11 protein-coding genes are annotated in these 13,317 nt (G+C 37.2%); all 11 read left to right on the top strand.

From position 1 onward, the window contains the following. The first annotated feature begins 3 nt into the window (after nucleotides 1–3). The 11 genes from MHH98_RS17220 (at nucleotide 4) to murD (ending at nucleotide 13,279) form a co-directional block, all read left to right on the top strand. A complete protein-coding gene (locus MHH98_RS17220) occupies nucleotides 4–1,545 on the top strand; it encodes an acyl-CoA carboxylase subunit beta (RefSeq protein ID WP_340713299.1) in 1,542 nt (513 codons plus the stop codon). A 71-nt stretch (nucleotides 1,546–1,616) separates the two neighbouring features. After that, on the top strand, nucleotides 1,617–2,519 hold the full coding sequence (locus MHH98_RS17215) for a ketopantoate reductase family protein (RefSeq protein ID WP_076034033.1): 903 nt from the start codon (nucleotides 1,617–1,619) through the stop codon (nucleotides 2,517–2,519). Beyond that, nucleotides 2,516–2,911: a DUF3397 family protein gene (locus MHH98_RS17210; protein ID WP_038183811.1), complete on the top strand. Its 396-nt coding sequence runs from the start codon at nucleotides 2,516–2,518 to the stop codon at nucleotides 2,909–2,911. Before MHH98_RS17215 ends, MHH98_RS17210 begins: the two co-directional genes overlap by 4 nt. 74 nt (nucleotides 2,912–2,985) lie before the next feature. Then, nucleotides 2,986–4,602: a bacillithiol biosynthesis cysteine-adding enzyme BshC gene (bshC, locus tag MHH98_RS17205; RefSeq protein ID WP_340713298.1), complete on the top strand. Its 1,617-nt coding sequence runs from the start codon at nucleotides 2,986–2,988 to the stop codon at nucleotides 4,600–4,602. Nucleotides 4,603–4,930: 328 nt separating this feature from the next. Continuing rightward, nucleotides 4,931–5,362 carry a division/cell wall cluster transcriptional repressor MraZ gene (gene mraZ, locus MHH98_RS17200; RefSeq protein ID WP_038183816.1) on the top strand — a complete coding sequence of 144 codons (432 nt, stop codon included), beginning with the start codon at nucleotides 4,931–4,933 and terminating at the stop codon, nucleotides 5,360–5,362. Between the two features lie 23 nt (nucleotides 5,363–5,385). Beyond that, nucleotides 5,386–6,333 carry a 16S rRNA (cytosine(1402)-N(4))-methyltransferase RsmH gene (rsmH, locus tag MHH98_RS17195; RefSeq protein ID WP_038183819.1) on the top strand — a complete coding sequence of 316 codons (948 nt, stop codon included), beginning with the start codon at nucleotides 5,386–5,388 and terminating at the stop codon, nucleotides 6,331–6,333. Between the two features lie 4 nt (nucleotides 6,334–6,337). Beyond that, entirely contained in the window at nucleotides 6,338–6,715 is a 378-nt protein-coding gene (gene ftsL, locus MHH98_RS17190) for a cell division protein FtsL (protein ID WP_038183833.1), read from the top strand. Between the two features lie 35 nt (nucleotides 6,716–6,750). Next, entirely contained in the window at nucleotides 6,751–8,883 is a 2,133-nt protein-coding gene (locus MHH98_RS17185; RefSeq protein WP_340713296.1) for a penicillin-binding protein, read from the top strand. Nucleotides 8,884–9,005: 122 nt separating this feature from the next. Continuing rightward, nucleotides 9,006–10,880 carry a stage V sporulation protein D gene (locus MHH98_RS17180; protein ID WP_235175721.1) on the top strand — a complete coding sequence of 625 codons (1,875 nt, stop codon included), beginning with the start codon at nucleotides 9,006–9,008 and terminating at the stop codon, nucleotides 10,878–10,880. Nucleotides 10,881–10,958: 78 nt separating this feature from the next. Next, complete coding sequence (mraY, locus tag MHH98_RS17175) at nucleotides 10,959–11,933, top strand: phospho-N-acetylmuramoyl-pentapeptide-transferase (protein ID WP_038183843.1); 975 nt, start codon at nucleotides 10,959–10,961, stop codon at nucleotides 11,931–11,933. Beyond that, complete coding sequence (gene murD, locus MHH98_RS17170) at nucleotides 11,930–13,279, top strand: UDP-N-acetylmuramoyl-L-alanine--D-glutamate ligase (protein ID WP_038183846.1); 1,350 nt, start codon at nucleotides 11,930–11,932, stop codon at nucleotides 13,277–13,279. The genes mraY and murD overlap by 4 nt, the downstream gene beginning before the upstream one ends. Nucleotides 13,280–13,317 lie beyond the last annotated feature (38 nt).

Here is a 13,317-nt window from a genome sequence, read left to right as displayed (position 1 = left end):
AATATGACTGAACACACAGTATATAACGAACGTCTAGCTGACAAACTTGAAGGGATTTTTGCAGGTGGACATCCGAAATATCATGAAAAACTAAAAGAAACAAATAAATTGTTCGTGCGAGATCGTTTAACGCTACTTTTTGATGATGGAGAATATGAAGAGGATGGACGTTTTGCGAATTGTGAAGCAGGTGATTTACCTGCAGACGGCGTGGTCACTGCTATGGGGAAAGTAAATGGCCAAACCGTTTGTGTTATGGCGAATGATTCGACTATTAAAGCAGGTTCGTGGGGTTCTCGAACTGTTGAGAAAATTATCCGTATCCAAGAAGTAGCGGAGAAAAATCAAGTACCTATGATTTATTTAGTAGATTCGGCAGGAGCACGTATTACAGATCAATTAGAAATGTTTCCTGGGCGTCGTGGAGCAGGGCGTATTTTCCATAATCAAGTGAGAATGTCAGGAATGATTCCGCAAATCTGTTTATTATTTGGTCCTTCTGCTGCAGGTGGAGCATACATACCGGCGTTTTGTGATATCGTTGTTATGGTAGAAGGTAATGCTTCCATGTACTTAGGTTCACCACGTATGGCTGAGAAGGTTATTGGTGAAAAGGTGTCGCTTGAGGAGATGGGTGGAGCACGTATGCATTGTACTGTTAGTGGGTGCGGAGATCTACTTGTTTCAACTGAGGAAGAAGCTATTTCCGAAGCGCGTCGATATTTAAATTATTTTCCAGCGAATTTCGCAGATAAGCCAGCAGTTGTTGATGGAAAACAACCAATACAAGGTCGCAAATTAGAAGAAATAATTCCTGAAAATCAAAATGCACCTTTTAATATGTATGAAGCGATTGATCAGTTAATAGATGAGGGAAGTTTTTTTGAAATAAAAAAACTTTTTGCACAGGAATTGATTACAGGTTTAGCGCGTATGGATGGTCAAGTGGTGGGAATTATTGCAAACCAACCGAAGGTAAAGGGCGGCGTATTATTTGTTGACTCGGCAGATAAGGCGGCTAAATTTATTAATTTATGTGATGCATTTTCAATTCCATTATTGTTCCTAGCTGATGTGCCAGGCTTCATGATTGGAACAAAAGTTGAGCGTGCTGGTATTATTCGCCACGGTGCGAAGTTAATTTCAGCGATGAGTTCGGCAACAGTACCTAAAATTTCAGTAGTGGTACGTAAAGCATACGGAGCAGGACTATATGCAATGTGCGGTCCGGCATTTGAACCTGATGTCTGTATTGCTCTTCCAACTGCGCAAATTGCCGTAATGGGTCCAGAGGCGGCAGTTAATGCTGTTTATTCAAATAAAATTGAAGCTATTGAAGATCCGAAAGAACGAATGCAGTTTGTTAAAGAAAAACATGATGAATATAAAAAGGAAATTGATATCTACAAAATGGCATCCGAAATGATTGTCGATGAAATCGTCGCGCCAAGTGATTTAAGAACAGTCATTACGAAACGCTTGGCTTATTATGACTCAAAACAAATCTTACTGCCTTATCGAAAACATCCGGTTTATCCTGTATAATAAGTGTTGCTATTGAGGTCTGCCTGTATCAGGTGGACCTCAGTCTATTTTTATTAAAAGGAGATATCGATATGCAAATTGTTGTTGTAGGTGGAGGAGCGGTTGGATTACTGCTAGCATCCTTGCTACAAAAAGATCACAACCAGATGAATATTCTTGTTCACCGAGAAACTCAAGCAAGTGAACTTAATGACAAAGGTCTACAGCAAATCGATGTCTTGCAACAGTCGCACCATACATATATTAAAGCTTCACAGGACTTTAAAGTATTTCCGACAGATGCAATATGGATAATTGCCGTAAAATATCATCATCTAGCTAGTTTACAGTATCTATTAAATGCATTACCAGAAAGCACGCCATTACTTTTTATTCAAAATGGTGTGAAGCACTTACAATTTGCAAATAACTTGCAACAGAAGCAAATCGCTTTTAGTTCAGTAGAGTTTGGAGCTGAGAAGCTATCGAATTCAAGCGTTGCACACAGAGGGATTGGCAAGATGAAAATAGCTATAGGAAGAGGAGATGGACAACCGTTTAAGGAATTTTCCCAGCTATCAGATTCTAAATTACCTATTGAATGGATTGAGAATGCAGAACAAATGTTAATACGAAAAGCACTATTAAATTGTCTAATAAATTCTTTAACGACTATACTAAATGTTAAAAACGGTTCTCTTATTACGAATGATCATAGCTTAATATTATTAGAGCAATTGTACAAAGAGCTCATGAGCGCCTTCCCGGAACAACAGGATCAGCTTCTATTTGAAGATGTACTTTCATTATGTACAAGTACAGCAATGAATACTTCTTCTATGCTTACAGATCGATTAAATGGAAGGCTAATGGAAGTAGATGCGATTGTTGGTGGGATATTAGAAATAGCACAAAATCGTGGTCACGATCTGCCGACATTAGAGACGCTTTATATGATATTAATGACATTGCAACAAGGCGGTGTGGAAAGATGATGTATATACTGTCAATTTTTTTGCATTTCATTGTACTTTGCCCAGTCATCTTATTTCTCATTATTTATTCTCTACTGAAAAAATTACCTAAGAAGCGAGAGAAAGTATTTGGTAGGGCAGCAGATATAACGACATTTCTACTGTTTTTTTCTGTTCCGGAATCTGTTCATTTTTTATGGGGGTATGATATCGGGTTTATAACTTTTATCTTTGCAATTATAATTGCGATAGTTTTCACGATAATTGAATGGCGCTCTACAAAAGAAATTGAAATACTACCATTATTCCGGAAAATTTGGCGCTTTTTATTTTTAGCATTAACCATTACTTACGTGGTTATTTGGATTATTATAATAGTTCAAAGAATTATTTTATATGTGACGATGACGTGAGCGTATTTTTTCAATCCAACTGATTAAAATGCTATACTCGATTGTAGTTAACAATATAGAGGAGTTATACTAATATGAAACTGGAACAAATAGATGTACCGGTAAACAATCAATTATTGGTAGATTATCGAAATCAAAAATCAACAATCTCGTCGTTTTTCCATTATACAAATGAAGATGAATCTTTTGAACGCCGTTTAGAAGATTTAAAAAATCATCCGATTCGCCGAGCTGAGCTTGTAAAAGTCATTAGTGAATTTATGGCACCTCTTGAGAAATCGGTAAAAATGGAACAACATTTACGAGAATTAGAAAACAATGCAGTGGTTGTTGTTGGTGGGCAACAAGCGGGCTTATTAACTGGACCTCTATATTCAGTCCATAAAGCTATTTCTGTTTTACTTTTAGCTAAAGAACAGCGCGCGAAATTAGATGTTCCAGTCGTTCCTGTATTTTGGATTGCTGGTGAAGATCATGACATTGATGAAATCAATCATACATTTACAGCGTTAAATGGTCGTTTGCAAAAACATATTCATCCAGACCGTTCAAAGAAAAAAACAATGGCTTCAACAACAACTTTAGATATTGAAGATACACGAAAATTTATAAAAAATGTCTTCCAACAATATGGTGAAACTGCATATACAGAAGAGCTGTTGGCGAAAATCGATACTTTATTAGTAAGGAGTCATACATATACTGACTTTTTCGCCCAATTAATGCACTGGCTTTTCAAAGAAGAAGGGTTACTTCTATTAGATGCCGCTGATCCGAAATTGCGTGCTTATGAGGCACCGTATTTCGAGAGATTAGTGAACCACTCTGAAGAGATTGCAGATGTAGTTTCAAATCGCGAGGCACTATTGGCCGATAGTGGTTATGGTACCCCGATAGGTGCAACGAAAGAAAATGCTAACCTTTTTTACGTCAAGGAAGGTGAACGCTTCTTATTAGAGCGTAAAGATGGCAAGTTTATCAATAACGTCGCGAATGTCCAATTTACAAAAGAAGACATGTTACAGCTAGCAATTGAACAGCCTGCTTGTTTAAGTAATAACGTTGTAACAAGACCGCTAATGCAGGATATGGTCTTGCCTGTACTTGCATTTGTTGGAGGGCCAGGAGAGCTTGCGTATTGGTCTACATTAAAAGACGCTTTCGAGTTGCTTGGTATGAAGGTGCCAGTTTTCGTACCACGTATGAATATGACGCTTGTTAATCGCCAAGTCTCCCACTTATTAGAGACACATGATTTATCTGTTACTGAAGTATTAAGTGGTAAAGTGGCCCAAATGCATCATACCTTTGTAAATGAAGTATATGATGATGCTGCAAAAGAGGCTATTGAAAAAACAAAAGCGTTGCTACAGCAGCAATATGTGGACTTACAAAAGCATTTGCATAAGAATGATGTGCACCTAGATAAACTAGTAATAAAAAATCTAGATATTCATGAAAACCAATTAGACTTTCTATTAAAGAAAATCGAAGCAGAAGTATTACTTCAGCATGATGTTGCTATTCGCAGATTCAACGAGATGGAAGGTCAGCTAATTCCTGAAGGTATTTTAATGGAACGTGTATTTAATCCATTCCGATATATGAATGAATATGGCATGACTTTAATTGGTGATATTTTACAGTTACCATTAGAAGTTAGTGAATTGCATCAAGTAATATATATATAAAATGGAATAATGCGGATTAAAAAATGGCTGTTTTTAAAATAAAATAGATATAATATTACCCTGATTTTAGGGTATTAAAAGCTATCTCAATTGAGATAGCTTTTTTTTATTAAAAATATCAAATAAATACTACAATATGGTATTAAAATAATAAAATAATAATAAGAAGTATGAAGTTTTTTTAACAAAAAGGTAAAAATTAGTAGAAATATTGTTGTTGATAAGGACGATTTACGCATTTTAATGTAAACACCCTTATTTTCCAATGAATTAGTGGTGGAATGTGGGGGGATGTGGTACATTAATTTCATATAGTGGGGTGAGTAATATGTTCATGGGAGAGTATCAACATAGTATTGATGCGAAGGGCCGATTGATTATACCTGCTAAGTTCCGTGAACACCTTACGGAAGGCTTTGTCATTACCCGAGGATTGGATAATTGCTTATTCGGGTATCCTATTTTGGAGTGGCGTAAGCTGGAGGAAAAACTGAAGCAATTACCTGTTACTAAGAAAGATGCCAGAGCTTTTACGCGTTTCTTCTTTTCAGGTGCTACAGAGGTGGAAGTGGACAAGCAAGGCCGTATTAATATCCCAAGTAACTTATTAACACACGCTAATGTTCAAAAGGATTGTGTAGTACTCGGCGTTTCTAATCGTATTGAAATTTGGTCCAAAGAGTCTTGGCAAAATTATTTTGCTGAATCTGAGGAATCCTTCAATGACATTGCTGAGAATATGATTGATTTTGATATATAACCAATTTAGAGGAGGGACAAACCTTGTTTAATCATACGACTGTATTATTAAAGGAAACCGTTGATGGATTGAACGTTCGTCCTGACGGCATTTATGTAGATTGTACTTTAGGTGGGGCTGGACACAGTGAATATTTAGTTAGCCAATTATCATCAAAAGGTAGACTTATTTGCTTTGATCAAGATACTTCAGCCATTGAAAATGCTAAAGAACGTTTAGCACCATATTTAGATAAAATAACTTTCGTACATTCAAACTTCCGTTATTTGAAGGAAGAACTAGAAGCATTAGGCATAGATAAAGTTGACGGGATTTTATACGATTTAGGCGTATCATCTCCTCAATTAGATAACGCAGAACGAGGATTCAGTTACCACCAAGATGCACCACTTGATATGAGAATGGATACAACAGCTGAACTTTCGGCATTTCATGTTGTGAATGAATGGTCATTCGAAGATCTTGTACGTATTTTCTATCGATACGGTGAAGAAAAGTTCTCGAAACAAATTGCCAGAAAAATTGAAGAAGCTAGAAAGACAAGCCCAATTGAAACCACGGGTGAACTAGTAGATTTAATTAAAGAAGGTATCCCAGCTGCAGCAAGACGTAAAGGCGGACACCCAGCGAAACGTGTATTCCAAGCCATTCGAATTGCTGTAAATGATGAACTTGGTGCAGCGGAAGATTCATTAATACAAGCACTTGAAGTCATTAATGTAGGTGGACGAGTTAGCGTCATTACTTTCCACTCGTTAGAAGACCGATTATGTAAAACTATCTTCAAAGAAGCATCCTCTTTGCCAGAATTACCACCAGGTTTACCCGTTATTCCAGAGGAATTAGCTCCAGGTATAAAACTTGTTACACGTAAACCGATATTACCTTCAGAGCAAGAACTAGAAGAAAATAATCGAGCTCGCTCAGCGAAACTCAGAATAGCTGAAAAAATCAAAGAAAAAGGGAAGTGATTAAATGGCATTGCTTAATCGGCAACAACAACAAACGTACATCCAGCAGCCACAGCCTACAGTACCGGAAAGAACCGTCCAGCAGCCAACACCCAGACCTTCCAAGAGAATATTGTCTAAGGGGGAAAGGGTTCTCCTTGTGGCCATGGTGACAATAATAGCATTATTGTCAGTTATGAATTTAAATACGCAATCTGCAATTAATACAACATCTGTTGAAATTCAAAATATCGAAAATAAAATTGATGAAACGAAGAAACAAAATGCGGAATTGTCCATCGAGGTAAGTGAACTCTCTACATATGAGCGTATTTGGAATAAAGCGAAGGAATTAGGCTTGAAGCTGAACGAAAAAAACGTGAAAGTAGTGTCTGGACAATGAAGAGAAAGTTTCGGTTTCAATGGGGAGCCTTTCTAATGTTAATCGTTTATGGAGGGCTCTTTTTTGCTATGTTTTTCCGTATATTTGGAATCCAAGCTTCGGGCCAAGTAGAGGGGCAAGCTTTGGCGGCAAAAGCGGCAGCAAAATACGAAAGATCAAAAGTAATTACAGCTAATAGAGGGAACATTCTCGATCGGCAAGGACAAGTTATTGCAGAAGATACTATTAACTATCGCTTAGTAGCTGTAATTAGTCCTAAGGCATCTGAAGGAACTAAAACTCTTATGCACGTAGCAGATAAAGAGAAAACAGCCAAAATTTTAGCGAAATATCTTTCTATTAGTGAGAAAGATATATTTGATAAATTAAATACTAAAGTAAAGAATGCACAAGGTAATGAAATTCGCCAAGTAGAATTTGGTGCTGCAGGACGTAATATTAGCCATGGTGTAATGGAGCAAATTAGTAGTGAAAAGCTACCTGGCATCATTTTCATGGAAGAAACAAAGCGTTTTTATCCAAATGGTATCTTTGCATCAAACTTAATCGGCTTAGCACAACGGGATACTCAGCAAGATGGACAAACTAAAACCGTAGGTAAAATGGGACTAGAGTCCATCTATAACAAAGAATTATCCGGTACGGATGGAAGGGTTCAGTATAAGAGTGATGTATGGGGTTATTTGCTACCTAATAGCAATAAGATGGTAGAACCTGCTAAAGATGGTGCGGATGTATATTTAACGATTGATAAAACCATTCAAAACTTTTTAGAAGATTCAATGTCTAAAGTTTATAAGAAATATAATCCTGAATCGATGGTAGCGGTCGTTGCCAATCCGAAAACGGGAGAAATACTTGCTGTGTCGCAAAGACCAACATATAATCCACAAGACGGTACTGGACTTGAAAATAGCTGGTTAAACCAGTTAACAGAATTGACGATTGAACCGGGTTCAACAATGAAAACATTTACATTAGCAGCTGCAGTCGAAGAAGAGAAATGGTTCCCGAATGCTACATTTCAGTCTGGTCAGTATACTGTGCTCGATCGAACTATTCGAGATAGTAACCAAGTTGGATGGGGAAGTATCTCTTATTTAGAAGGAATCCAACGGTCTTCAAACGTAGGTATGGCTCATTTATTAAAGTTAATGGGCGATGATACCTTTATTTCTTATATGAAAAAGTTTGGTTTCGGAGAAAAGACGGGAATCGATTTACCAAATGAAGCGACAGGACAAATTTTAGATAAATATCCAATTAATCGTGTCACAACTACTTATGGCCAAGGATCTACGGTTACCCCTATTCAATTAATTCAAGCTGTTTCTGCCATCGCAAACGATGGTAAAATGATGCAACCGTATGTAATTGAGAAAATTGTGAATCCAAATACGAAAAAAATCGTCAAAGAGAACACCCCAACAATTAAAGGTCAGCCTATTTCTGAAAAAACGGCTAAGGAAGTTAGAAAGATTTTAGCTTCTACCATTTATTCCGAAAAAGGAACTGGTCAAAACTTTGCAAGTAAAGAATATGAAGTAGCCGGTAAAACAGGTACAGCTCAAATTCCGAAAGCATCTGGTGGATACTACTGGGGAAAAAATGAATTCTTGTATTCATTTTTGGGTATGGCTCCTGCAGATGATCCTCAGTTAGTTATGTACATTGCGGTGGAAAAACCTAAGCTTGGACCAACAGATGTCGGCTCAGAGCCAACATCTACTGTATTTAATACAGTAATGGGAAGTAGTTTGAAGTACTTAAATATTAAGCCGCAAAAAATTAAAAAAACAAAATCCCAAACGATGGAGAACTTAAAAGGTCAACTTGTTGAGGATATTGAAAAAGAATTTGAAGAAAATGGCATAGAAACGGTTATCATAGGTAATGGTGATAAAATTACGGACCAATACCCAGCAGAAAAATCAGAAGTTTTATCTGGTGGTTTTGTATTCTTGAAGACAGATGGGGATTCGGTAGTACCTGATTTTACAGATTGGTCACTCCGTAACGTTTTAACGTATCAAACAATGGCTGGTGCCAATATAGAAATTAACGGTGAAGGCTACGTACAGAAACAAAGTGTTAAAGCTGGTACTGTGCTAAATGCAAATAAGAAAATTATTTTGAAAATGAAAAAACCAGAGGAGATTTATAAATAGTTCATGTGATTTCGCAAAGAATTTGAATAGTACGGAGTGTCATATCATACTTTGTAAGAAAAAAAGGTGTGATATGTCGAACAATGTGGGCCACTAAAAGTACAAAAAAAAGAATGCAGTGGATGTGGATTGTCTTTGTTGTTTTATTCCTCATGCTTATTGGGAAATTAGTACATGTACAGTTTATACAACATGATTTGTTAACAAAAAGGGCAGAAGAAAGCTGGGACCGTGAAATACCAGTTTCAAGTTTAAGAGGAAATATAGTAGATCGCAATGGTAAGTTAATCGTTGGTAATAAACTAGCCCCAACATTGTATTTTATGCCAGCGCAAAATGATAAACCTTTAGATGCTGCAAAAGAGTTGGCAACATTACTTGGAGTAGATGAGCAAGCATTAGCAAAAAAAATGCAACAAAAAACGTCAATAGTAAAGCTTGCTCCTGAAGCTAAAAACATATCTAAAGAACTTGCCGAAAAAATACAACAAAAAAATATACCAGGAATTTACGCAGGGCTTGATTACATACGTTATTATCCGTATGATCAATTACTCTCTAGGCTAATTGGTTTCACTGGTTATGATCAGCAAGGATTAGCTGGATTAGAGTATCAGTATGATGATTTATTGATGGGAAAAGCTTCCGCAATTCGCCTATTTACAGATGCTAAAGGTTCAGCACTTCCTCATGTCCAAGATAGTTGGAAAGATGGTAAAGACGGTGCAACAATGGAATTGACCATTGATGTTGATGTTCAAAAGGTCGTAGAACGTGAACTTTCTCAAGCTATGGTGAAATACGAGGCAGACCAGGCAATGGGTATTGCTATGAATCCTAAAACTGGTGAAATATTAGCGTTAGCATCTTATCCAACATTCTCTCCTCCTTCATTTTCCAAAGTCGATTCCAAAATTTATAACAGAAACCTACCAGTGTGGATGACCTTTGAGCCAGGTTCTACATTTAAAATCATTACATTAAGTGCAGCGTTAGAAGAACAGGTTGTTGATTTAGATAAGGATCATTTCTTTGATCCGGGCTACTCAATGGTAGAAGGTGCTCGTCTACGTTGTTGGAAGCGTGAAGGCCACGGAAGCGAAACCTTTTTAGAAGTCGTACAAAATTCTTGTAACCCAGGTTTTATAGAGCTCGGAAGAAGAGTAGGACCAACAAAACTTCAAAAATATATACGTGATTTTGGCTTTGGGCAAACAACAGGATCGAATATGGCTGGAGAATCAAGTGGGATATTGTTCTCTGAAAAGGCATATGGTCCTGTTGAACATGCTACAACGTCTTTTGGGCAAGGAATCTCTGTCACACCAATTCAACAAGTCCAGGCAGTATCAGCAGCGATTAATGGTGGTACACTCTATCAACCCTATATAGTTAAAAATCTAATCGATTCAAATTCAGGCAAGATATTGAAAAGCTACAAGCCTGTAAAAAAACGACAAGTCATTAAGCCCGAAACGTCCAAAAAAGTTCGTGAAGCATTAGAATCGGTTGTTGCTTTAGGTTCTGGTAGAAATGCATTTAGAGATCACCTGCGCATAGGTGGTAAGACTGGAACAGCTCAAAAAGTTGAAAATGGACGGTATAAGGATGGGGAATATATTGTATCCTTTATCGGCTTCGCACCAGCAGATGATCCAGAAATCGTTGTTTATGTTGCAATAGATAATCCAAAGAACGTTACGCAATTTGGTGGTGTTATTGCGGCACCAATTGTAGGGCAAATCATTGAGGATGTTCATGATAAAGTCGGTATTACAGAGCGAAAGGGACAATTAGAAAAGATATATAAATGGGGGGATGTTGAAAAAGTGCGCGTACCTGATTTGGTCGGTCAGACAAAAGAAGATATAGCAAAATTACAATATCCGTTTCGTTTAGAATGGCATGGAAATGGCTCCAAAATTGCCTCTCAACTGCCAAAAGCAGATGCACAAATCGGACTAGATGGCATAATTCACGTTTATTTAGAAAAATAGCGTGTATTAGTCTTTAAAAATAGAATTGAAACTACTATGATAGTACATGTACTAAAGAAGGTTAGAAGGAGAATTTTCATGACAATTGCAACAACTTTAATTGTTTTGGCCACTTCATTCGTCTTAACGGCTATCACAGCACCAGCTGTTATTCCGTTATTACGTCGAATGAAATTTGGTCAAAGTATTCGAGAAGAAGGACCAAAATCACATCAGAAAAAAGCGGGAACTCCAACGATGGGTGGCGTAATATTTTTATTCGCTATTATCGTTACAACTATAGTATTAGGTTATCTAAATGATGCCTTTACTTCACAATCTGTTGTATTAATTCTCGTCTTATTCGGCTTTGGTTTAATCGGCTTTTTAGACGATGGTCTTAAAATTATTTTCAAGCGTAATTTGGGATTAACATCCCTCCAAAAGTTAATCGGACAAATTATTATTTCGATTGCTGCCTATTTCTTATTAGGTCTAGGCGTTTTCCATAATACAATCCAGATACCGCTTACTGATTTCGCCTTTAACTTAGGTGGATTTTATGTTTTATTCTTAATCTTTTGGTTAGTAGGTTTCTCAAACGCTGTCAATTTAACAGATGGGTTAGATGGGCTTGTGTCGGGTACAGCTTCCATTGCTTTTACTGCATTTGGTGTACTAGCGCTTGTAAACGGTCAAGTTGATATCGCGATATTTGCATTTGCTGTAACAGGTGCTTTACTTGGTTTCTTATTATTTAATGCTAATCCAGCAAAAGTGTTTATGGGAGATACTGGTTCACTTGCTTTAGGTGGAGCACTTGCAATGCTTTCAGTATTAGTTGGGCATGAAGTATTACTATTACTGATTGGTATTATCTTTGTAGCTGAAACACTATCTGTTATTTTACAAGTAGCAAGTTTCAAATTAACAGGTAAGCGAATTTTTAAAATGAGTCCACTACATCACCATTTTGAGTTATCAGGCTGGTCTGAATGGCGTATTGTTCTAACATTCTGGTTGACAGCAGTAGTTGCAGCGTTGATCGCAGTGGTTCCGGAGGTCTTGAAATGAAAAGCATAAAAGAGATGGAACATAAAAAAGTACTTGTACTAGGATTAGCTAAAAGTGGTGTCGCAGCTGCGGAATTACTGCATAAAATGGGTGCTTTCGTTACTGTGAATGATGCTAAACCATTTGAAGAGAACACTGATGCACAACGTCTGTTACAACAAGGAATTACAGTGATTTGTGGCCGTCATCCAGAAGATTTACTAGATGAAGGCTTCGAATTAGTTGTGAAAAACCCTGGTATTCCTTATACAAATATTCTAGTAGCAGATGCTGTAAAACGAGGTATTCCAATTTGGACTGAGATAGAGCTCGCTTACTTAATTAGCGAGGCTCCAATGATTGGTATTACGGGTTCAAATGGTAAAACAACAACGACCACCTTACTTTATCATATTTTAAAACAAGGTGGTTTAAATCCTCTCATCGCTGGAAATATAGGTACAGTAGCATGTTCAGTCACTGAAAATGCTACACCAGATAATGTAGTCGTTACAGAATTATCTTCATTCCAATTAATGGGTACTGAACATTTCAAGCCAAAAATTGCGATTTGGACGAATTTATATGAAGCGCATATTGACTATCACGGTTCGATGGAAGAATACAGTAATGCTAAATTTGCTGTAACACGCAACCAGGATGCATCAGATTATTTAATCTATAACGCAGATCAAGAAGTAGTTGTGAGTTATGCAAATAAATCACATGCACGTAAAATTCCATTCACAACAAATGGTATTAATTATCTAGGAATAAGTGCAGATGATGAAATGGTTTACTGGTTAGGTAAACCATTTATCAAACGTAGCATTATAGCTCTTCCTGGACAACATAATTTAGAGAATGTTTTAGTAGCAGTTGCAGCAGCAATAATTATGGATTGTCCGAAAGATAAGATAGAGCATGTTTTATCATCATTTACGGGTGTTAAGCACCGTACACAATTTGTTCGAGAATGGCAAAGTCGTAAAATTTTCAATGATTCTAAAGCGACTAATACATTAGCTACTCGCAGTGCGTTAGCAGCTTTTACACAGCCGATTGTTTTACTTGCAGGTGGCTTAGATCGAGGGCACTCATTTGAAGAACTACGTCCACATATGGGGAATGTTCACGCAGTTGTCGTAGCTGGGGAAACAGCTAAGCGATTTGCTGAATTCGCAGAATCATGTGGTGTTGAAAAGATAGCATATGCTAATGATATGGAATCAGGTGTTAAACAAGCAGCAGATTTATCAAATGAAGAAGATGTCATCTTATTATCTCCTGCATGCGCAAGCTGGGATCAATACCCGACTTTCGAGGTGCGTGGTGATAAGTTCATCGAAGCTGCAATGAAGTTGTAAGGAAATTCGAACAACAGGAAGGATGCCATAGCTGAATC

It is taken from the genome of Viridibacillus sp. FSL H8-0110 (assembly GCF_038003565.1).
GTDB classification, from domain to species: Bacteria; Bacillota; Bacilli; order Bacillales_A; family Planococcaceae; genus Viridibacillus; species Viridibacillus arenosi.
Note: the sequence above shows the minus strand (reverse complement) of the source record. Positions and strands in the feature narration are given on the sequence as shown.